Here is a 21,689-nt window from a genome sequence, read left to right as displayed (position 1 = left end):
CTAGCAGCCGGTTTTGGCGATCCCTCCCGCCGGCCAATGCCGGCAGCCGGCCGCGACCTCCCGGGCTCCGGTAAAATCGAGCGGACCGTCCCGTTTGCAGGAGCGGCTTCAGCCGCGATCGGAAGGTGGCTTGTCCGCACCGATCCCAGACCGCGGCTGAAGCCGCCCCTACAGACCGCAGGACATCCCGTCGGACTACTGCACCGCCGGCGGACCAGACCCACCCATCAAGGACCACCACGCAATGAAAATCCTCGTCATCGGCTCCGGCGGCCGCGAGCACGCACTGGCCTGGAAACTCGCGCAATCGCCGCGCGTGGACGAGGTGCTGGTCGCCCCCGGCAACGCCGGCACCGCGACCGAGGGCAGGTGCCGCAACGTGGACATCGCCGCGACCGACATCGACGCCCTGCTCGCACTGGTCGAGCGCGAGGGCGTTGCAGTGACCATCGTCGGCCCCGAGGCGCCACTGGTGGCCGGCGTGGTCGATCGCTTCCGCGCCGCCGGCCACCGCATCTTCGGCCCCACCGCCGCCGCCGCGCAGCTGGAAGGCAGCAAGGCGTTCGCCAAGGACTTCCTCGCCCGCCACGGCATCCCGACCGCCTACTACGCGGTGCATACCGAGGTCGATGCCGCATTGGCCTACGTCCGCGCCAAATCCATTGAGAGCGGGGGCGCACCGATCGTGATCAAGGCCGATGGCCTGGCCGCCGGCAAGGGTGTGATCGTGGCCATGACTTTGGCCGAGGCCGAGGCCGCGATCATCGACATGCTCGACGGCAATGCGTTCGGCACGGCCGGCGCGCGGGTGGTGATCGAGGAATTCCTCGACGGCGAGGAGGCCAGCTTCATCTCGATGGTCGACGGCACCACCGCCCTGCCGATGGCCACCAGCCAGGACCACAAGCGGGTGTTCGACGGCGATACCGGCCCCAACACCGGCGGCATGGGCGCGTACTCGCCCGCGCCGGTGGTCACCGACGCCGTGCACGCGCGGGTGATGCGCGAGGTGGTCGAGCCGACCGTGGCCGGCATGATCAAGGACGGCATCCCGTTCACCGGCTTCCTGTACGCCGGACTGATGATCGATGCCGAGGGCGCGCCCAAGGTGATCGAGTTCAACGTGCGCTTCGGCGACCCGGAAACCCAGCCGATCCTGATGCGCCTGCAGTCCGACCTGCTCGAGCTGGTCGAGGCCGCGATCGACGCGCGTCTGCACGAGGTCACCGCGCACTGGGACCCGCGCCCGTCGCTGGGCGTGGTGATGGCCGCCGAGCATTACCCCGACACCCCGCGCACCGGCGATGTGATCCACCTGCCCGCGACGGATGCGGCACACGGGCCGGCAAGCGCCAAGGTCTTCCACGCCGGCACCCGGCTCGTCGATGGCCAGATCGTCACCGCCGGCGGCCGCGTGCTGTGCGTGTGCGCGCTGGGCGATACCGTCGCGGACGCGCAACGACGCGCCTACGAAACGGTGGCCGAGATCTCCTGGCAAGGCGAGTTCCACCGCCACGATATCGGCTGGCGTGCGATCGAGCGGGAAGTCGCCAGGGGCTGAATCGGTCCACTGCATTGGCTGCAAGCCGTCTCTGCACGCGAAAGCCCACCTGTAGGAGCGACGTCAGTCGCGACCTGTACATGGAGTCCGAGCAACCGATCGCTCACCTGTGTCGTGCCACGGGATCTGCCTTCCCGCGTGCACGAACGATGGCGAGCCCGTCGCCCTCGCCAACGCCGCGCGTTCGCGGCTGACGTCGCTCCTGCAGGTGTGGCTGGCCGCCGACGCCGCGGTTGATGGGATGCGTGTTCGCGGCTGACGTCGCTCCTGCAAAGGCGCTCCCGTGAAGCGTCTGGTTGGCCGTTGCCGCCACACTCGCGTCTGCTAGGCTCGCGCCGGGCTTCCGGGGTCTCGCATGTCGCACAACCAGTACGCGTTGCTTGGGCAACGCCGCTTTCTGCCGTTCTTCCTGACCCAGTCGCTGGGGGCGTTCAACGACAACGTCTACCGCCAGGCGATCATCGGGATGCTGTTCTGGCTGGGGGTCAGCAGCGCCGACAAGACGCTGTACACCAACCTCGCGCCGGCGCTGTTCATCCTGCCGTACTTCCTGTTCTCGGCGCTGGCCGGGCAGATCGCGGAGAAGGTGGAAAAGTCGACCCTGATCCGGATCACCACGGCGATGGAGATCGCGATCATGTCGCTGGCGGCGGTCGGCTTCGTGACCCAGAACCTGATCGTGCTGCTGGCGGCGCTGTTCTGCACCGGGTTGCAGTCGACGTTGTTCGGGCCGGTGAAGTATTCGATCCTGCCGGCGGTGCTGCACCCGCGCGAGCTGACCGGCGGCAACGGGCTGGTCGAGATGGGCACGTCGATCTCGATCCTCGCCGGGATGATCATCGGCGGCATGGTGTTCAGCACCGCCGGCGACAGCGGGCCGTGGGTGGCGGGGTTGCTGGTGGTCACGCTGGCGGTCACCGGGCACCTGGTGAGCCGCGCCATTCCGAAGGCCGGTGCCGGTGCGCCGGAGCTGACGGTCCGCTGGAACCCGATCCCCGAATCGTTCGCGGTCCTGCGGCTGGCTAAGAAGCAGCTGGCGGTGCGCAACGCGGTGCTCGGGGTGTCGTGGTTCTGGTTCGTCGGCACCGTGCTGACCTCGCAGTTGCCGACCTACGCCGAGGTCAACCTGGGCGGCTCGGCGACGCTGTACATCTTCGCGCTGGCGTTGTTCTCGGTCGGCACCGGGGTCGGCTCGATGCTGTGCGAAAAGCTGTCGGCACGGACGGTCGAGATCGGCCTGGTGCCGCTGGGTGCGTTCGGCATGACCGCCTTCATGCTCGACCTGGCGCTGACCCGCACCGGCGCGGCGACGCTGACGGGCCTGGACGTTGCCGGCTTCCTGCAGCAGCCCGGCGGGTGGCGCACGGTGGTCGACCTGCTCGGCATCGGCCTGTTCACCGGCTTCTTCGTGGTGCCGCTGTTCGCGCTGATCCAGAGCCGCACGCCCAAATCCGAAATGTCGCGCGTGTTCGCCGGGCTCAACATCCAGAACTCCGGCTTCATCGTGCTGGCGGCGGTGCTCGGGCTGGCATTGCAATTGCCCTCGTTCGAGCTGGGCGGGGTGCGCGTGCCGATGCCGGAGCTGGACATCCCGCAGGTGTTCCTGGCGCTGGCGATCGCAAACGCTGCGGTGGCGATCTGGATCTTCACGATCGTGCCGGAGTTCCTGATGCGCTTCCTCAGCTGGGTGCTGGTGCGCACGCTGTACCGGCTGCGCCCGGGCGGCATCCACCACATTCCCGACGAGGGCGCGGCGCTGGTGGTGTGCAACCACGTCAGCTACATGGACGCGCTGATCCTGGCCGCCTGCATCCCGCGGCCGGTGCGGTTCGTCATGTATTACCGGATCTTCAACGTGCCGGTGATGCGCTGGATCTTCCGCACCGCCAAGGCGATCCCGATCGCCGGTGCGCGCGAGGACCCGGCGCTGATGCAGCGCGCGTTCGACGAGATCGATGCCGCACTGGCCGAAGGCGAGATCGTGTGCATCTTCCCGGAGGGCGCGCTGACCCGGGACGGGGAGATCTCGGCGTTCAAGTCCGGCGTCGAGAAGATCCTGGAACGGCGACCGGTACCGGTGATCCCGATGGCATTGCGCGGGATGTGGACCAGCATGTGGAGCCGACGCGATGGCCGGCTGGCCCGGATGCGTGTGCCGCGCCGCTTCCGTGCTCAGGTCGGGGTCGTTGCCGATGCGCCATTGGATGGCATGCAGGTGGACGCCGCGATGCTGGAAGCCAGGGTGCGTGCGCTGCGTGGCGACGCGGCCTGATCGGCTCGGCTCAGCTCACAAAGCCGGCGATCACGAACAGCGCCAGCACCGCCAGCCACGCCAGCAGGCTGCGCCAGACCAGGCTCATCGCGTCGCGCAGTTCGGGCAGGTCGGCCAGTCCCAGTCCGGCTGACGCCGTACCCGACCCGCTTCCGCTGAAGCTGTCATCGTCGATGCCGCCATCGCCGACGGCGTAGTCGCTTCCCTCATCGGCCATGCCCTCATCGGTCCTCCCGTCATCGGCCATCTCGCGGCGAACGCTGGCGCGCGCCGCGGCACCGAGGAAGCGGTTGTCCACCCCGAACGATGCCCCGCCGGCCGAACGCCACGCGCCCAGCACGGCGTCGAAATTGCCCACCAGCGCGAGCGCGAGGGTCATCAGCTGGGCGACCGGCCATTCCAGCACCGCCAGCCAGGTGCGCGCGCCCTGCCGGGTGGTGGCCGGCACCCGGGAGGCGATGTCGCCCACCGCGGCCAGCGCGCTCAGGCGATACAACACCGCGCCCACCGGGCCGAGCACCAGGAACCAGAACAGCACGCCGAACCAGCGCCGCAGGGCATTGCGGAACACGGCTTCGACCAGGTCGGAGCGTCCGCCCGATCCGTCCGCGCTGTCCGTCAAACGCACCATCCGCTCGCGCCGGCTGGCCGCATCGGGGGCGTCGAGGATCGCATCGACATCGCGGTCGAGGTCGCGCGGGCCCCACACGAAAAACAATACCGCGATGCCGAATACCAGTTGGGCGATGCCCAGCAAGCGCCCGTCCAGGGCCAGTTGGAAGAAGCCGACCACCAGCACCGGCGGCAGCAATGCCAGCACGATGCCCCAGCGCCCGCGCCAGAAACTGCCTTCGCCAAAGCGGTCGTTGAGCCAGCCGACCAGGTCCGCGTACCAGCCGAACTGGCGCACCGCGACGGCGAGCGACGGCGCCAAGTGGCCGAGCACGAGCGCCACGATGGTGGCGATCAGGGTGATGGACATGCTGGTTTCCCTCCCGGGATCGCGATGCGCGCGGTCGAACACGCAGATGACCCGATTCTAACGGCTGGAAGTGTCCTGCAACGCCCCTCGACGAGGCGGGGATTCCACCGATGGCGCCCGGCCTCAGCGGGACCTGGACGCCATCGCCGCCAGCCAGCAATCGGTCAGCCAGCGAGAGATCGAGATCGTCGGCGACAGCCGCAGGCCCACGCCGTCGTCACTGTCCGCGGCGCTGGCCGCGCGCACCTCATCGGCAGTGAACCAGCGCGCGTCTTCGAGCTCGTCGTCCACCTGCGGCGGGTCGGGATGGGCCAGCGCGATGAAGCCGAGCATCAACTGACCCGGGAACGGCCACGGCTGCGAGGCCAGGTAGCGGCACGCGCGCACGCGCACGCGCGACTCCTCCAGCACTTCGCGCGCGACGGTCTGCTCCAGCGTTTCACCCGGCTCGACAAAACCTGCCAGCACTGAATACCGCCGTGGCGCCCAGCCCGGCTGGCGCCCCAGCAGCAGGCGCTCGCCATCGGTCACCGCCACGATCACCGCCGGATCGGTGCGCGGATAGTGCTCCTGGCCGCACTGGCCACAACGGCCGAGCCAGCCACCGCGCTCGAACCCGATCTCGCCCGCGCACACGTTGCAGTACCGGTAGCGGCTGCGCCAGTGCTGCAGCGCACGCGCCTGCGCGTACACGCTGGCGTGGAAGGCCGACCAGTGCGCGGCGGCGGTGCGCAGGTCGACCCGGCCGGGCGCCTCGACCGCGGTCAGGCGGGCGTCCAGCGCGAACCAGCCGCGCCGCTCGCCATCCAGCCCCAGGAAGATCGCCGCGCCGGTGCCGCCCGGCCCCTGGCTGATCTGCTCGCCCAACGGCGCGAACACCGCGCCGGCCTCATCGGCAAGCGCGAAACCGGCCTCGTCAAGCAGCAGCACCCGCGATTGCGCCCACAGCGCCGACAGCGCCTGCGGATCAGCGCGCAACAGGTCGGCGCGATCGAGCGCGCCGTGGCAGGACGGATCGTCTCGGGCGGGAATCAGCGCCGACCAATCACCGGAAAAACGCGCATCGACGTCGGTGAACGCGCCGGCTTCGACGAACGCGAAGGGCGCACCGTCCGCTGTCACGCAGCGAACGACGAACCGCAGCCGCAGGTGGTCTTCGCGTTCGGATTGCGGATCACGAACTGCGCGCCGTGCAGGCTTTCGGTGTAATCGACCACCGCGCCCATCAGGTACTGCAGGCTCAGCGGATCGACCAGCAGGGTGACGCCGTCGGTCTTCACCGCAAGGTCGTCCTCGGCCTGTTCCTCGTCGAACTCGAAGCCGTACTGGAAGCCGGAACAGCCTCCACCCTGGATATAGACCCGCAACTTGAGCGCCGGATTGCCCTCTTCCACCACCAGCTCGGCGGCCTTGGCGGCAGCGGCGGAGGTGAACTGCAGGGGGCTGTCGAGCGATTGGTAATCCGGCGCACTGTCGAGGCCGGGCAACGGGATGATCTGGCTTTCCATCTGCTCAGGATGGGGGGTTCGCGCCGGGCATTCAAGCGCTTGGCGGGCGACGATTCATTCCATCGCCGTCGTTGCGGCGGGCGGATTCGCCGCGGTCACCTCGGCCCAGGAGAAGGATTGGGTGATCGCAGCGCCCGAGCGCGGCTGCAGGCTCACTGTCACCCGCACCGGGCTGAAACCTTCCGGCAGGAACACATCGCCCTTCACCTGCTGGAAATACTTGAACGAGAACGGCACCCGCTCGGCCTTGTCGTGCTGCCGCAGACCGTCCCAGTCCAGCGTCTGCAGCTTGCCGTTGCTGGAGCCTTCGATCGACAGGCTCAGCTGGCCGCTGCTTACCGCACCGCGGTTGAGGTTCTGGGTCAGGGTCGCCTGGAACTGCCACGCGCTGTCATTCTGCGGTTCCATCTTCAGCGCATGCACGGTCAGGCCGCGGCGCTGCGAGGTCGCACCGACCAGGCGCTCGTAGAACGCGACATCCGCGCGCAGGCCGGCGATTTCCTCGTCGCGCTCGGACAGGGTTCCCTGCAGGTCGCGGTTGGCGTCGCGGCTGATCTGGTCGGAGCGGCCGAGGGTCGCTACCTGCTGTTTCAGATCATCGAAACGGGCCTGCAACTGCCCGTGCGCGTCTTCGCTGGCAGCCAGCCGGGCCCGCACATCGGTCGAGGCCGGTGACACGGTCCGCCACAGCCCCCAGCCGCCGAACACCAGCGCGAGCACGAAGACTCCCAGCAGCACAGCCGGCCCACGGGCAAACCAGCCGGCTAGCGGTGGATGGACCGCGGGCTTTTTGGCGGCACCGGGCGGCTTGCCGCCTGGCGGACTGGAAGCAGGCTGGCTGTCGTCGCCGGATTTTTCGGAGGCCGATGCAGGTTCGGTGGGGATCATGACGGCTGCGGTAAGCGCGCGACGTGGTGCGCGGCGACCAGCCTACAACGCCACCAATACCCCGGTCAGCCGGCGGCGACGGCGAACCCGGCGATCCCTTCAGCTTCGGACAGCTCGGCGATGCGTGCTTCGGCGGCTTCCACGTGCAGCAGGCGACCGGTGAGAACCGAGCCGGCCGTCATCTGGACCACCTTGTAGTAGACGTTGCCTTCCACCCTCGCCTTTGCACCCAGCTCGATCCGCTCGCTGGAATGGATGTCGCCATCGACCCGGCCATTGATGACCATCACCGGCGCGCGCACCTCCCCTTCGATACTGCCGTTGTCGGCCAGGGTGAGCATCGCCTTCTGGCCTTCCTCGGCGATCAGTTTGCCGATCACCCGGCCTTCGACATACAGCCCGCCGCTGAAGTGGAAATCACCGCGGATCACCACTTGCGGCCCGATCAGCGTATCGATCTGGCTCGCCGGCAGGCTGGTCTTTTTCTTGGACAACATCAGGTGTCTCCTGTTTGCGAAGGTTGGGTCCACGCCAGCGCCTGGTCGACGGAGGGGGAGGAACCCTCGCCCCGCAACGACACCCGCACCCGCTGTGGCGTAAAGCCTGGCGGCAACATCACGCTGCCCTTGAGCTGTTGGAAATAGCGGAACGAATACGCCTGCGACGGCGCACCCGCACGCTGGTGCAGGTCCTCCCAGGGGATGCTGGCGAGCTTGCCGTTGCGCACGCCTTCAACCGCGAAGCGCAGCTTGCCGGCGCTGATCGCCCCGCGCTGGAGGGTCTGGGTCAGCACGATCTGATAACGCCAGGTGCCGCCTTCCTCGGCGCTGAATTCCGCCGAATGCACGTTCAGGCCCTTCGGCTGTCCCGTCGCCCCGGCCAGGCGCTCATAGAACGCCAGATTGGCGCGCAGATCGCCGATCTCCTCATCGCGCTCGGCCAGCGTCTGCTGGACCTCGAGGTTGGCCGCCCGGCTGATCTGATCCGAGCGCTCCAGGATGGCCTGCCGCTGGCTCAACGCCTGCAACTGGCTGCGGGCCTGCTTCAGCTCGCTGCGGGCGGATTCCAGCGACGAGCTCAGGCCCGGCAACTGCGGCGCGGCGTACCAACTGGCGGCCAGCCAGGCAGCCGCGAGCGTCAGCAGCCATGCCAGCACCAGCACCGCCAGCAACAGCGGACGCCGGCCGGGCCGATGCGGCACGATCACATAACGCGGATGGTCTGTTTTCCCCATGGTGCAATGGCGATGCCGCCGCCGAAGCTCCCTATACTCGTAAGCGCCCCCGAGTCTACCGAGGTTGCCCGATGACGGATGCGCACCTGTTCGCAATTGGCGTGGTTCTCGCGTGGCTGGCGGGCATCCGGGTCTACATGACCGTATTCGGCATCGGCCTGGCCGGCTTTTTCGGCTGGCTGGACCTGCCGCAGGCGCTGGAGGTCACCGCCTCGCCCTGGGTCATGGGCGTGTCGGGCGTGCTGGCCGCCACCGAATTCTTCGCCGACAAGATCCCCGGCGTCGACTCCCTCTGGGATCTGTTGCAAACGCTGGCCCGGGTGCCCGCCGGCGCGTTTCTCGCCGCTGCCACCCTGTCGCCCGACGGCAGTCTCGGGGCCGGTGCACTGGCGACCGGTGCCGGCGTGGCATTGACCAGCCACCTGTTGAAATCCGGCTCCCGTGCCTTGCTCAACACCTCGCCGGAGCCCGTCACCAACTGGACCGCGAGCCTCACCGAAGACGTCGCCACCGTTGGCGGGCTGGCACTGGTCTTCAGCTATCCGTGGGTCGCGTTGGCGATCGCGGTACTGATCAGCGCGACCATGGCGGCGGGCCTGTGGTGGTTGTGGCGCAAGCTGTTCCGCCGCCGGCCCAAACCCACCCATCCCTGACCACACCAAGGCTTGAACCGCATCGCGATGACAACGCAGGCGCCGGCCTGACGACCCGGCCGCAGGCGCGGATCATCTGGTGGAACGGGAAATCCGATCAGCTCCCGGTGCGGGTCAGCAGGTAGTTCTGGTCGCCCAGGCGATCCATCAGGCTGAGCTGCGTCTCGATCCAGTCGATGTGCTCTTCCTCGGACTCCAGGATGTCGACGAACAACTCGCGGCTGACGTAGTCGCTGACGCTCTCGCAATGCGCGATCGCCTCGCGCAGCAGCGGCAACCCGTCCAGCTCCAGGGCGAGATCGCAGTTGAGCACCTCACGCGGGTTCTCACCGATGCGCAGCTTGCCCAGCGCCTGGAAGTTCGGCAGGCCGTCGAGGAACAGGATCCGCTCCGACAGCTTGTCGGCGTGTTTCATCTCGTCGATCGATTCCTCGTACTCGTGCTCGGCGAGCTCCTTCAGGCCCCAGTTCTTCAGCATCTTGGCGTGCAGGAAGTACTGGTTGATCGCGGTCAGCTCGTTGTAGAGCGCCTTGTTGAGAAATTCGATGACCTTCGCGTCGCCCTTCATGGTCATGCTCCATCAGCTGGGGATGACCCACTCTAGACGGTTCCGGCCACGTCGGCTAAACGCGTATCAGATGCGACCGCAAGCGCGAACCATTGGCGTTTGCAGGGGCGCACCCACCGCCGGAAGACCTCGAGCTGATCAGGCGGCCTGGCGCAAGACCGGTAACGGCAGACTGCGGGTGACGCAGGCCTCTTCCAGCAAGGCGGTCGCCATGTCCACGCAACTGCCGCAACAGGAGCCGGCGCCGGTGCGCATGGTCAGTTCGGCCATGGACTTGCAACCGGCTTCCGCCGCCTGGCGGATGTCATGGTCGGTTACCCCGTTGCAGATGCAGACGTACACGTTGACTGGACCGGACAAGCAGCCGGATCGGCTGCAGGCGCCATTCAACTACGAATGAGAATGATTGTCAATTAGAATTGTCGCCTTTGCCGCCGCCCCGCAACGGCGCCCGGAATGGCCGTCCTGTGCCCATGGTGCGTGGGCGTTGCCGGTTCCAGCCCGTCAAGGTCGGCCCCGGCAGCGGCACCGCCTGGTCGCCGGCCACGTGCTGGGCAAACGGCGCCAGATGCTGCAGGGCACTCGCGTAGACATCGCGCTTGAACAACACCACATGCTCCAGCGGGTACCAGAAATCGACCCAGCGCCAATGGTCGAACTCGGGCTTGTCGGTCACGTCCAACTGCAGATCGGTCTCCTGACCGGTCAGGCGCAACAGGAACCAGACCTGCTTCTGGCCGATGCAGACCAGCCGGTCATTGCGGCGGATGGAGCGCTGCGGCAGCCGATAGCGCAGCCAGCCCGGCGTCGCGCCCAGCACTTCGACGTGCTCGGGACGCAGCCCGGTTTCCTCGCGCAGCTCGCGGTACATCGCCTCCACCGGCGTCTCGTCGGTGTTCATCCCGCCCTGCGGGAACTGCCAGCCGTCGCGATGCACCCGCCGCGCCCAGAACAGGCGACCATCGGAATGCATCAGCACGATGCCTACATTGGGTCGATAACCGTCCGGATCGATCACGATGCGGACTCCGAATTGACTGCCTCCGACTCTGCCACGCGCTTCCGGCCACGACAAGCCGACGGCCGATCCGGCGGGACGTTTGACAACGCCGGCCGGCCCAAGCAAAATTTGCGGCTCGCCGCGGTTCCGTGGCGGCAGATCGTCGGCTATGTAGCTCAGCCGGTTAGAGCACAGCACTCATAATGCTGGGGTCGGTGGTTCGAGTCCACCCATAGCCACCATGCGGCGATCACTCCGGAGCGAGACCGGAAACACAGCCAACCCCGCGTAACTGCGGGGTTTTTTGTGCGCGCTGGATCTCCGGCTTTCCTCGCCAGCCTCCACTTCGCCGCATCTCGATCGGTGATGAAATCGCTCTTGCGCCCTCTGCGCCCGATTCCATGCCCAACTCTGACGGGGAAAGCCGGACAAAGGCCATGGAAATGACCAGATCCGACCGGAGCTGGCACTCCACTTCTCGTCGTAGCAACCGGTTTGGCTAGCAGTAACCGTTGCGTCCATGCGCTTTGGGCAGACGGACGTCTTTCGGTTTGTGCCGGCCCCTGCTCGCACCGGTTTGTTACTACAATTAGCACCATGAACCTGACCGATACCCAGCGCCGCCTGCTCGCGTTCCTGCGCGAACACATCGCCCGACACGGCTATCCGCCCTCGCAGATGGAGATCGCGGGGGCGTTCGGATTCCGCCAGAACCGCTCGGCGCGCTACCACCTGGAAGCCTTGGCCCAGGCCGGGTTGATCGAGCTGTCGACCGGGCGTGCGCGCGGCATCCGGCTGACCTTCTCCGACTCCGAAGCGGCTGCGTCAGCCATGCCTGACGGGCTCCTGCAGGTGCCGCTGCTGGGCCGGGTCGCGGCGGGCTCGCCGATCGGCTCGGATCCGGAGGTGCGGCGGGAGCTCACCCTGGATCCGTCGCTGTTCCGCCTGCGCCCGGATTACCTGCTGGAGGTCGAGGGCGAATCGATGCTGCTCGATGCGATCCTGCCGGGCGACCTGATCGGTGTGCATCGCACGCCGCAGGCGCGCAACGGCCAGACCGTGGTCGCGCGCATCGAGGGCGAGTTGACGGTCAAGCGTCTCGACAGCGGCCCCCGCCACCTGCGCCTGCTGCCGCGCAATCCGGCGTATGCGGCCATCGAGATCGACCGGACCGTGGTCGATTTCGCGATTGAAGGCCTGTTTGCCGGACTGGTCCGGCCCGGCTGATGGGCAATGTGTTGGCCTTGGATGCGTTGCTGGAATCGCGCCAGGTCTGGCGCGGCCAGCCGGCACCGCGTGCGCCGTCAAAACAACCCACCGGCTTTGCCGCACTGGACGACGCCCTGCCCGGTGGCGGCTGGCCCGACAACGCGCTGACCGAGCTGCTGCTGGCCGCCGATGGCGTGGGCGAGTTGCGCCTGCTGTGGCCGACCCTGGCGCGGCTGTCGCGCGCTGACGGCATGGTGGTGCTGATCGCTCCGCCCTACCTGCCGTTCGCGGTCGCGTGGGCGCAGACGGGGGTGCAGTTGAGTCGCTTGCAGGTGATCCGTGCCGATGCACGCAATGCGTTGTGGGCGACCGAGCAATGCCTGCGCTCGGCGGCCTGCTCCGCCGTGCTGTGCTGGCCGCAGCAGGCCGACGATCGCGCCCTGCGCCGGTTGCAGGTCGCCGCGGAGGCCGGCCAATGCCTGGGTTTTGCGATGCGGCCGATGAAGGCGGCGGCGAACCCGTCGCCGGCGGCGCTGCGGATCGCGGTCGAAGCCGAGCCGTCGCAGCTACGCGTGCTCAAGTGCCGCGGCGGCAATCCACCGACCCGGCCGATTGCGTTTCCGCCAGCCGGGCGTGGATCGACGCGGTCGCCAATGACCATCGGCCAGCCCCTGCGCGACCCCGCCACAGCCGGAAGCCCCCTGTTCCGCCCCCACCTCCTGCCGATCCGGACGCAGTGAGGCCCGACGATGCTCTGGGCCTGCATCCTGTTGCCGCAACTGGCGCTCGACGGCGTCCTGCGGCGCCATCCTGATCCCGCCTCGCCGCTGGCGCTGGTGACCGGGCCGGCGCAGCGGCGTGTGCTGCGCGCGGTCAATAACGCAGCGAAAGCCGCCGGCCTGCGTGCCGGACAATCGCTCGGGGCCGCCCAGGCCCTGTGCAGCCGGTTCGACGCGGTCGCGCACGATCCCGCCGAGGACGAGCGCTGGCACGATTTCCTCGCCGCCTGGGCGTACCGCTACAGTTCGCTGGTCAACCGCACGATGCCCTCGGCGCTGCTGCTGGAGGTCGAGGCCAGCTTCAAGCTGTTCGGTCCGTGGCCCCGGTTCGAGGCGCAACTGCGCGCCGAGCTGGGCGAGCTGGGCTTCCGCCACCGCATCACCCTCGCGCCCAATCCGTATGCCGCCCGCGCATTGGCGAACGTGCATGACGGCCTGGCGATAACCCATGACACGCCGCTGCACAACGCGCTGGGGCAGTTGCCCGTCGAGCGCAGCGGGCTGGCGACGGACGTGTCCACCAGCTTGCGCCGGATGGGCCTGCGCAGACTCGGTCAGGTGTTGGCGCTGCCGCGTGCGGCACTGGGCAAACGGGTCGGCAAGGACGCGCTGGCCCACCTGGACCGGCTGACCGGCGCACTGCCGACACCGCTGCGCTATTACCAGCCGCCGGATGCGTTCACGTCGCGGATCGAGCTCAATTACGACGTCGAATCCAGCCAGGCGCTGCTGTTCCCGCTGCGGCGGCTGACGGGCGACCTGGCCGCCTACCTCGCCGGCCGCGACGGCGGGGTGCAACGTTTCAGTCTGGTGCTGGAGCACGAACGCTGCGCCGACACCGAGGTGGTGGTCGGTCTGCTGGCACCGGAGCGGCAACCCGCGATGCTGTTCGAGCTCGCCCGCAGCCGGCTGGAGCAGGCGCGGGTACCGGCACCGGTGCGCGGCGTGCAACTGGTCGCCCGCGAGCTGCCGCCGTTCGTGCCGGCCGGGCGCGATCTGTTCGACGCGCGTCCGCAGCAGGCGGTGCCCTGGGAGCAGTTGCGCGAACGCCTGCGTGCGCGCCTCGGCGACGACGCGGTGCACGGCCTGGCGGTGCGCGCCGACCATCGCCCCGAACGCGCGTGGCAGGTCGAACCGGGCCGTGTGGTCCAGACGGCACCCGACGTACCGCGACCGGGCTGGCTGCTGCCGCGGCCCGTGCCGTTGCGCGACCACCATCTGCGCGTCCTCGCCGGCCCCGAGCGCATCGAGACCGGCTGGTGGGACGGCGACGTGCGCCGCGACTACTACCTGGTCCAGACCAGCCTCGGCCAGCGGGCCTGGGCATTCCGGCCGGCGGGTGACCCGGTCGACGAACGCGGCGGCTTCATGCTGCATGGCTGGTTCGGATGAACCGATACCCCCTCGGTCACCCGTGCGAAGGCGGAGATCCAGTGCCTCTGCTGCCGGCAGCGCCAATGACGCTGGACTCCCGCCCCCGCGGAAACGACGGGTGAGAGCACGCACATGACCACCCTCCCCGCCTATGCCGAGCTGCACTGCCTGTCGGCCTTCAGTTTCCAGCGCGGCGCCTCGGTCGCGGCGGAGCTGTTCGAACGCGCGAAGCAACTGGGCTACACCGCGCTGGCGATCACCGACGAAGGCTCGCTGGCCGGAATCGTGCGCGCGCTGGAGGCCTCGGAAAGACTCGACCTCAAGCTGATCGTCGGCAGCGAGGTGCGGATCGAGGACGGCCCCAGACTGGTACTGCTGGTCGAGGACCAACAGGGTTACACCGCGCTGTGCCAGTTGCTGACCCGCGCCCGCCGGCGCGCGCCCAAGGGCGAGTACCGGCTGCTGCGCGAGGACTTCGCGGCCACCGCCGGCCTGCTCGCCCTGTGGGTGCCGGACGCGAACATCGACGAGGGACACGCCCACTGGCTCCGCGCCACGTTCCCCGACCGCAGCTGGCTCGCGGTCGAGCTGCACCGCGGCCCCGACGACGAGGCCCGCCTGGCCGAGCTGCGCGCCGCAGGCCGCCGCCTTGGCCTGCCGCTGGTCGCCGCGGGCGATGTCCACATGCACGCGCGCGGCCGCCGCGCGCTGCAGGACACCCTCACCGCGATCCGCCACCGCACCACCGTCGCCGAGGCCGGCCACCTATTGTTTCCCAATGGCGAGCGCCACCTGCGCAGCCGTCGCGCGCTGGCGGCGATCTATCCCGACGACCTGCTCGCCGAGAGCGTCCGCATCGCCGCACGCTGCCACTTCAGCCTGCGCGACCTGCGCTACGAGTACCCGCACGAGCTGGTCCCGGCCGGGCACGACGCCACCAGCTGGCTGCGGCATCTGGTCGAGCAGGGCGCCCGCTGGCGCTGGCCGGACGGCATCACCGCCGAGGCCCGCCGGCTGATCGAGCACGAACTGGAACTGATCACCTTCAAACGCTACGAGTCGTACTTCCTGACCGTGCACGACATCGTCCGTTTCGCGCGTTCGCAGCACATCCTCTGCCAGGGCCGCGGCTCGGCCGCCAACTCGGTGATCTGCTACGTGCTGGGCGTGACCGAGATCGACCCGGTGCTGATGGGCATGCTGTTCGAGCGCTTCATCTCGAAGGAGCGCGACGAGCCGCCGGATATCGACATCGATTTCGAGCACGAGCGCCGCGAGGAGGTGCTGCAGTACGTGTTCAACCGCTACGGCCGCGAGCGCGCCGCCTTGACCGCCGTGGCCACGCAATACCGCGGCCGTGGCGCGGTGCGCGATGTCGGCCGCGCACTCGGCCTGCCGCAGGACATGGTCGGGGAGCTCGCCGGCACGATGGACCGCTGGAGCGGCGAGGCACCCATCGCCGAGCACCTGCGCGAGCGCGGTTTCGATCCCGACTCGCCGGTGCTGCGCCAGGTGATCGCGCTGACCACCGAGCTGATCGGCTTCCCGCGCCACCTGTCGCAGCATCCCGGCGGCTTCGTCATCTCCGAGCACCCGCTGCACACCCTGGTACCGGTGGAGAATGCGGCGATGGACGACCGCACGGTGATCCAGTGGGACAAGGACGACCTGGATGCGATCGGCCTGATGAAGGTCGACTGCCTGGCACTGGGCATGCTGACCGCAGTGCGCAAGACCCTGGACCTGCTGCGTTCCAGCGGCCGGCGCGACCTGACCGTGGCCGACATCCCGATCGAGGACAAAAAGACCTACGACATGATCAGCCGGGCCGACACCATCGGCGTGTTCCAGATCGAATCGCGCGCGCAGATGGCGATGCTGCCACGACTGAAGCCCAGCACTTTCTATGATCTGGTGATCCAGATCGCGATCGTCCGCCCGGGTCCGATCCAGGGCGACATGGTCAACCCGTACCTGCGGCGACGCACTGGCGAGGAGGCGGTCGAATACCCCTCCGCGGCGCTCAAGGAAGTCCTCAAGCGCACGCTGGGCGTGCCACTGTTCCAGGAGCAGGTGATGCAGATCGCGATGGTCGCCGCCGGCTATTCGGGCGGTGAAGCCGATGAACTGCGGCGCTCGATGGCGGCCTGGAAGCGCCGCGGGGGACTGGAGCCGCACCGCGAGCGGCTGACCACCGGCATGCTCCGCAATGGCTACAGCATCGACTACGCCGAACGCATGTTCGAGCAGATCAAGGGCTTCGGCGATTACGGCTTTCCCGAATCGCACGCCGCCAGCTTCGCCCTGATCGCCTACACCAGCTCGTGGCTGAAATGCCACGAACCGGCCGCGTTCGCCTGCGCGCTGATCAACTCCTGGCCGATGGGTTTCTATTCGCCCGACCAGTTGCTGCAGGACGCACGCCGGCACGGCATCCGCACGCTGCCGGTGGACGTGCGCTACAGCGATGGGGACTGCGGACTGGAGACGGCCTCGCCGTCCCCGCCTCCACCGTCGCTCCCACGAAGGCAGGAAGCCATCGACGTGCGGCGGCAGACTCCCGATACGGGGCAAACGTCCATGGATCCCCGCCTTCGCGGGGATGACGAAAGCCGGTCACCCGCCATTCCCCCGCAACCCGCCATCCGCCTCGGCCTGCGGATGATCCGCGGCCTCCCGCCGGAGGCGGCCGAACGCATCCGCCGTGCCCGCGCGCAACGGCCGTTTGCGGACATTCCCGACCTGTGCGCCCGCGCCCGCCTCGACCGCCGCGAGCAATCCCTGCTGGCCGACGCCGGCGCCTTGCGCGGCCTCGCCGGCCACCGCCATCGCGCTCGCTGGGCGATCGCCGGGGTCGAACCACAACTGCCGTTGTTCGCGGATCCGTCGACGCAGGCCGAACCCGAACGCATCGTGCTGCCGTTGCCCACCCCCGCCGAGGACCTGCGTGCCGACTACGCGCTGACCGGCACCACCCTGGGCCGGCATCCGCTGGCGATGCTGCGCAAGACGCTCAATGCACGGCGCTGGCGCAGCTCGGGCGAGATCGCGACCCTCGCGCACGGCCGCAACGTCCGCGTCGCCGGCCTGGTCACCCTGCGCCAACGGCCGCAGACCGCCAGCGGCGTGGTCTTCCTGACCCTGGAAGACGAACACGGCATGACCAACGTGGTGGTGTGGCGCGACCTCGCCGACCGCCAGCGGCGAGAATTGCTGGACTCGCAACTGCTCGCCGTCGAGGGCCGGCTGGAATGCAAGGACGGCGTGCGGCACCTGGTCGCCAGGCGACTGGAGAACCTCACCCCGCTGCTCGGCGCGCTCGACACCCGCTCGCGGGATTTCCATTGATCTTCAACTGGCCCTCGCCGTGAAGTCCAAAATCAGCTGAAAAGCCGGGGGTCAAAACCTCCCCTCGATCCGAAAACGCACGGGTCACAAGCAAGCCCAATCAATCACGCTGCTCCACCAGATACTCCGCCACCGCCGCAAACGCCGGCAGCGTGGTCGGGTCGTTGATGGCGTTGCCGGCAACCGGGTGCGAGCTGAAGCGGGCGATGACCACGTCGGCCGTGGGGTCAATGTAGAGGGCCTGCCCGTGCACACCGCGGGCCATGAACGCACCGTGCCGGTTGTGGGTGACCCACCACATGTTGCGGTAGCTCCAGCCCTTGAGCAGCGGGTAACCGGCCTTCGTGAAGGCGGCCTTGTCGCCGCCACTGCGGATGTCGTCAATGGCGGCTTTGGGCAGCAGGCGCTGGCCGTTGACCACGCCGTCGTCGAGCAGCAACTGGCCGAGGCGGGCCATGTCGCGCAGACCGGCGTTGAAGCCGCCACCGGCGAAGGGCGTGCCGATGGAGTCCACGGTGTAGTACCCGTCCTGCTCGGCGCCCATCCGGCTCCAGATACGCTCGGACAGCAGTTGCGCGACGGACTTGCCGCTGACCCGCGCGATGATCCAGCCGAGCGCATCGCTGTTGATCGTCTTGTAGCCGAAGGCCACGCCGTGCCGGCCTTGCTTGCGCACGGTTTCGAGGTACTCGTAGTAGGTACGCGGGCCGGTGTAATCGGCAGGTTTGGGCAGCGGGTTGCCGGCGGCCGCGTAGCGCCAGACTTCCGACTCCGGATCGGCGTAGTTCTCGTCGTAATGCAGCCCGGTGGCCATGTCGAGCACCTGCCGGACGGTGGCATCGCCGAACGCGCTGCGGGCCAGTTCGGGCACGATCGTGTCGACCTTCGCGGTGGCATCGAGCGTGCCCTCGGCCACCAGCATTTCCCCGAGCAGTCCGGTCAGCGATTTGGTCACCGACATCGCGCCGTGCTGGCCGGCTTCGTCGAGACAGCCGTTGTAGCGTTCATAGACCACCACGCCGTGGTGGAGGACGACGATGCCGTCGGTGTAGTTGGCCGCCAGCGATTGCTCCCAGGTCATCGGCGTGTCACCGCCCAGCGGGGTGAAGGTGACGGCGTCGATCGCGTCGTCGATGCTGCGTTTGAGCGGCACCGGTGCGCCCAGTCCCCGGCTGACGTTCACCGTCGGCATAAGTTGGCGGAAGTGGCAGACGGTCCAGCGCAGCTTGGGAAAGCTGAAATAGTCCGGGTCGGAAAAGCGGATGATTTTGTCCGCCGGTGGCGGCGAGCCCACCATCCAGCCGAGCTTCGCCGGGTTGGAGTCGGCAGCGGACAGCGGCGCCGCCGGCTGGGCCTGCGCGATGAGCGGTATCAGTGTCACGCCGACGATGGCGGCGTAGAGCAACGAAAGCACTGATGTGCGGGGCCTTGCATGTCTGGCGATGGACCGAGGATCGAACGCTGGATACGGCATTGACGGAACCTCCTGTCCGGATCGACGCGAGGGGCCTGTCCGAACTGGTCCAGGCCGGGAGCCGACCCGTCGATTGGTACCGACAGGCGCGTAGCGCAGCGTGAACGGTTCACGCCTGCCCGGCGATGGAGGCCGATGTCGACCACTTGAAGCAGGTCACGAGCATGACCGCCCATAACCTTGTCGTTCCCTCCAGCTTACGACCGGTGCCGGTGTCCACGAATGGAACCACCGGCACCCTCGCCAGATACAACTCCGCGGCTAGATCTTGAAGTCGTCGTAGGCAATCTGCTCCTCGGCAATGCCGAGACGGTTCAGCAGGTTGCGGGTCGCGGCAAGCATCGCCGGGGGACCGCAAAGGTAGAACTCGCAGGACTTCAGATCGGGATGCGTCTGCAGCAAGCCTTCATCGGTGGCTTCGTGCACCAGTCCCCGGATCAGGCCCGCGCCATGTTCCGCGGCCTCGGACAGCACCAGGTGCCAGGTGAAGTTCGCATGCTTCGCGGCCAGCGCCTCCATCTCCTCGACATACGGCGCCTCCCGCAGGTTGCGCGCGCCGTACCAGAAGTGGATGCGCTCCTGCGCGCCGGATTCGAGCAGGGAATGCACCATCGCCCGCAGCGGCGCCATGCCGGCCCCACCGCCGATGAACACCTTCTCCCTCGCGCCGGGCTTTATCGCAAAATCGCCAAACGGTCCGCTGAAACAGACGCGATCGCCCGGCTTCAATGAGTAGAGGTAGGTCGATCCCTTGCCGGCGGGCTGTTGCTTCCTGTCCTGCCGACCGGGGCTGAACCGCGCAAGCAGGGTGACATTCCCGCCGGCCTGCTCCACCGGAAGCGACAACGAATAGGAGCGGCGGACCGGCTCCTTGCAGACCAGGTTGTCGGGCAGGCTCAGACCGAACCAGTCCTGCCGGTGGTGCTCCGGATGATCCAGATCCTCGCGCTGCAGGCGGTAACCGGGGACATGCACCTGCAGATAAGCACCGGGCTGGAATTCCGGTCCCAGCGGCTGCTCCGGCGCCAGCACGAACTCGCGCAGGAACGGCGTCACCGCCGTGGCGCTGACCACTGTGGCGACACGTTCCGTCCACAGCGCCGCGCCTCCGGCCACCTCGATCTGGCCATCCGACGTCACCGGCAGGTTGCAGGCCAGCCGATAGCCCGACCGGAGGCGGGTCGCGTCGATATGCGCCCGGTCGGCGCTGGTCGGCGGCGGTGCATGGCCCCGAACGCGCACCACGCACAGTCCGCAACTCTGGCCCCCGCCGCAGTTGGACGGCAGTTGCAACCCGTTGCGTCCCAGCGCGAGGTACACCGTGTCGCCGGTGTGTGACTCCACCGAGCGCAACTTGCTCCCGTCGGCGCCATACACCGCCAATTCGCGGCGTGGCCGCCAGCGGGCCGGAACGAATTCGCCGAGGCGGAAACTGGCGAAGAACAGCCAGATGCCGGACAGCGCGAGCCACAGCCCACCCGCACCGGCCATCACGATCAGCGGATTGTTGAAATCCTGCTGCCTCGTGTAATCCATGAAGTGCAGCATCATGGCGAAGTCGAACAATCGCCACGTGTCATTGCGCCGCTCCAGGATGGCGCCGTCCTGCCCGGACACGTACAGCGTGGTCGCATCGTCGTCGGAGAACGCAACGCGCCATATCGGCCCGTCGCGCTTGCGCGTTTCCCATGTGGGTTCGCGCATCAGCTCCGGCACTCCGGCGCGTCCATCGCCGACGTAATCCCGGGTGGCGATGGCGGCGACGTCGGCCGCGGTCACGGGCACCGGGCTGCCATCCCGGATATCAGCCAGCCAGCTGACCGTGCCGTCGCTCAGGCGATAGACCGGCCGCTCGGCCAGCCAGCGGGTCTCGACGGTCTGGATCGCGCGACTCTCCCGGTCGACGATGGCGGCGGGCGAGATCGTCGCCGCCGGCCATGGCCGCGCCTCGGCCACGGGCGCCAGGTGGTGCAGGTTGTTCACGGTCGCCGTGTCCAGCAGGCTCATGACCAGACCGCTGGCCGTCCAGATCACGAACTGCAGTCCGATGATCAGGCCGACCCATTTATGCAGTGTCCGCATCCAGGGAGTCATGCCGCCGACCTCCTGCGGAAGCTGTAGAACAGCAACCACACGCCGCTGAGCATGAACAGCAGGCCGACGGTGGACGCAACGCGCAGCAAGGTGTTGTTGACGTTCGAGCGCTGCTCGTAATCCATGATGTGGAGCATCCAGAGGAAGTCGAACACCCGCCAATAGGTATGCCGGGTCGCCAGCAGGTTTCCGGTCTGTGGCGAGAAATACAGCGCGGTATTGCCGCTGTCATCGAACTTCGCCTGCCACATCGGCACCGGCCGGGTGCCCACTTCCTGCGGCGCCTTGTCGAGCAACTGCAACGATTCCAGCGGTCCGTTGCCCTGATAGGCCGACAGCGCCAGTTGGCTGGCCTTTTCCTCGTCGACCGGACCGGCTGGCCGACCGGTGACCGCATCGACCAGGTCGACGCCACCGGCGTGATGGACCTCGTAGACCGGTTCACCGAGCAGCCGCTTGAGGCGGAAGCCGGTCATGGCCGGATAGCGCGCGGCAACCACGGCGGGATCGACCAGGTCGGCCTGTTGCGGGAGCGGTTCGGCCGCCACGTGATTGAGGTGGTCGCCATGGATGAAGTCGATCGACATGGCGGTCATGTACAGGCCGCCGATCGACCACAGCAGCGCCTGCACGCCGATGACCAGGGCGATCCACTTGTGGGCCCGACGGGCCCAGAATGCGGGTTTCATAAAAAGGGGTTCCTGCCGGTATGGGCAAAGGGAAACCTGTTTCTCCCCGGCAGGCG

At 68.1% G+C, this 21,689-nt stretch carries 18 protein-coding genes, 1 tRNA gene and 1 pseudogene; 8 read left to right on the top strand and 12 right to left on the bottom strand.

Annotation, left to right across the window (positions count from 1 at the left end; translation table 11 throughout):
* Positions 1 to 244 precede the first annotated feature (244 nt).
* Together purD and N792_RS12140 are read left to right on the top strand one after the other, a co-directional pair.
* Positions 245 to 1,561 carry a phosphoribosylamine--glycine ligase gene (gene purD / locus N792_RS12145; RefSeq protein ID WP_036195642.1) on the top strand — a complete coding sequence of 439 codons (1,317 nt, stop codon included), beginning with the start codon at positions 245 to 247 and terminating at the stop codon, positions 1,559 to 1,561.
* Between the two features lie 355 nt (positions 1,562 to 1,916).
* Positions 1,917 to 3,833, top strand: coding sequence for an MFS transporter (locus tag N792_RS12140; protein ID WP_036195640.1), 1,917 nt, complete (start codon positions 1,917 to 1,919; stop codon positions 3,831 to 3,833).
* Positions 3,834 to 3,843: 10 nt separating this feature from the next.
* Here the strand turns inward: N792_RS12140 and ampE are convergent, their stop codons facing one another.
* The 6 genes from ampE to N792_RS12110 all read right to left on the bottom strand — a co-directional run bounded on the left by ampE (position 3,844) and on the right by N792_RS12110 (position 8,445).
* Positions 3,844 to 4,815, bottom strand: coding sequence for a regulatory signaling modulator protein AmpE (ampE, locus tag N792_RS12135; protein WP_036195636.1), 972 nt, complete (start codon positions 4,813 to 4,815; stop codon positions 3,844 to 3,846).
* 123 nt (positions 4,816 to 4,938) lie between these two features.
* Positions 4,939 to 5,850 (bottom strand): NAD(+) diphosphatase, encoded by a 912-nt coding sequence (gene nudC, locus N792_RS12130; protein ID WP_052104095.1) that lies wholly within the window; start codon positions 5,848 to 5,850, stop codon positions 4,939 to 4,941.
* A gap of 83 nt (positions 5,851 to 5,933) precedes the next feature.
* Positions 5,934 to 6,323, bottom strand: a complete 390-nt coding sequence (gene erpA / locus N792_RS12125) for an iron-sulfur cluster insertion protein ErpA (protein ID WP_036195634.1) — start codon at positions 6,321 to 6,323, stop codon at positions 5,934 to 5,936.
* Positions 6,324 to 6,377: 54 nt separating this feature from the next.
* On the bottom strand, positions 6,378 to 7,211 hold the full coding sequence (locus N792_RS12120; protein ID WP_224743871.1) for a DUF6776 family protein: 834 nt from the start codon (positions 7,209 to 7,211) through the stop codon (positions 6,378 to 6,380).
* A 65-nt stretch (positions 7,212 to 7,276) separates the two neighbouring features.
* Positions 7,277 to 7,708 carry a bactofilin family protein gene (locus N792_RS12115; RefSeq protein WP_036195632.1) on the bottom strand — a complete coding sequence of 144 codons (432 nt, stop codon included), beginning with the start codon at positions 7,706 to 7,708 and terminating at the stop codon, positions 7,277 to 7,279.
* Complete coding sequence (locus N792_RS12110) at positions 7,708 to 8,445, bottom strand: DUF6776 family protein (protein WP_036195629.1); 738 nt, start codon at positions 8,443 to 8,445, stop codon at positions 7,708 to 7,710. Before N792_RS12110 ends, N792_RS12115 begins: the two co-directional genes overlap by 1 nt.
* Positions 8,446 to 8,516: 71 nt before the next feature.
* Here N792_RS12110 and N792_RS12105 point away from each other — a divergent pair, with 71 nt between their 5' ends.
* Positions 8,517 to 9,098: a DUF4126 domain-containing protein gene (locus N792_RS12105; RefSeq protein WP_036195627.1), complete on the top strand. Its 582-nt coding sequence runs from the start codon at positions 8,517 to 8,519 to the stop codon at positions 9,096 to 9,098.
* Positions 9,099 to 9,195: 97 nt separating this feature from the next.
* Here the strand turns inward: N792_RS12105 and bfr are convergent, their stop codons facing one another.
* From bfr to N792_RS12090, 3 genes are all read right to left on the bottom strand, one after another.
* Complete coding sequence (bfr, locus tag N792_RS12100; protein ID WP_036195776.1) at positions 9,196 to 9,666, bottom strand: bacterioferritin; 471 nt, start codon at positions 9,664 to 9,666, stop codon at positions 9,196 to 9,198.
* 138 nt (positions 9,667 to 9,804) lie between these two features.
* Positions 9,805 to 10,008, bottom strand: a complete 204-nt coding sequence (locus N792_RS13875; protein ID WP_084105801.1) for a bacterioferritin-associated ferredoxin — start codon at positions 10,006 to 10,008, stop codon at positions 9,805 to 9,807.
* A 67-nt stretch (positions 10,009 to 10,075) separates the two neighbouring features.
* Entirely contained in the window at positions 10,076 to 10,684 is a 609-nt protein-coding gene (locus tag N792_RS12090; protein ID WP_084105799.1) for an RNA pyrophosphohydrolase, read from the bottom strand.
* A 147-nt stretch (positions 10,685 to 10,831) separates the two neighbouring features.
* Here N792_RS12090 and N792_RS12085 point away from each other — a divergent pair.
* The 5 genes and pseudogenes from N792_RS12085 to N792_RS12065 all read left to right on the top strand — a co-directional run bounded on the left by N792_RS12085 (position 10,832) and on the right by N792_RS12065 (position 17,376).
* Positions 10,832 to 10,908: transfer RNA gene (locus N792_RS12085), tRNA-Met, on the top strand.
* Between the two features lie 355 nt (positions 10,909 to 11,263).
* Positions 11,264 to 11,893: a transcriptional repressor LexA gene (lexA, locus tag N792_RS12080; RefSeq protein ID WP_036195623.1), complete on the top strand. Its 630-nt coding sequence runs from the start codon at positions 11,264 to 11,266 to the stop codon at positions 11,891 to 11,893.
* Positions 11,893 to 12,489 (top strand): annotated as a pseudogene (imuA, locus tag N792_RS12075) (translesion DNA synthesis-associated protein ImuA); the annotation flags it as partial. The gene lexA and the pseudogene imuA, both read left to right, overlap by 1 nt.
* Before the next feature lie 135 nt (positions 12,490 to 12,624).
* Positions 12,625 to 14,046, top strand: coding sequence for a Y-family DNA polymerase (locus tag N792_RS12070; RefSeq protein ID WP_036195621.1), 1,422 nt, complete (start codon positions 12,625 to 12,627; stop codon positions 14,044 to 14,046).
* Between the two features lie 114 nt (positions 14,047 to 14,160).
* A complete protein-coding gene (locus N792_RS12065; RefSeq protein ID WP_036195619.1) occupies positions 14,161 to 17,376 on the top strand; it encodes an error-prone DNA polymerase in 3,216 nt (1,071 codons plus the stop codon).
* Between the two features lie 100 nt (positions 17,377 to 17,476).
* Here N792_RS12065 and N792_RS12060 read toward each other — a convergent pair whose 3' ends face one another.
* The 3 genes from N792_RS12060 to N792_RS12050 form a co-directional block, all read right to left on the bottom strand.
* Positions 17,477 to 18,757 (bottom strand): serine hydrolase domain-containing protein, encoded by a 1,281-nt coding sequence (locus N792_RS12060; protein WP_224743872.1) that lies wholly within the window; start codon positions 18,755 to 18,757, stop codon positions 17,477 to 17,479.
* 354 nt (positions 18,758 to 19,111) lie between these two features.
* Positions 19,112 to 20,944, bottom strand: a complete 1,833-nt coding sequence (locus N792_RS12055; RefSeq protein ID WP_084105795.1) for a 2Fe-2S iron-sulfur cluster-binding protein — start codon at positions 20,942 to 20,944, stop codon at positions 19,112 to 19,114.
* On the bottom strand, positions 20,941 to 21,633 hold the full coding sequence (locus tag N792_RS12050; protein WP_036195614.1) for a PepSY domain-containing protein: 693 nt from the start codon (positions 21,631 to 21,633) through the stop codon (positions 20,941 to 20,943). The genes N792_RS12055 and N792_RS12050 overlap by 4 nt, the downstream gene beginning before the upstream one ends.
* Between the last annotated feature and the right edge of the window lie 56 nt (positions 21,634 to 21,689).

Origin of the sequence: Lysobacter concretionis Ko07 = DSM 16239, from assembly GCF_000768345.1 — a bacterium.
In the GTDB taxonomy this organism is placed as follows: domain Bacteria; phylum Pseudomonadota; class Gammaproteobacteria; order Xanthomonadales; family Xanthomonadaceae; genus Novilysobacter; species Novilysobacter concretionis.
The sequence above is the reverse complement of the archived record's forward strand: the minus strand, read 5'-3'. Positions and strand labels throughout refer to the sequence as shown.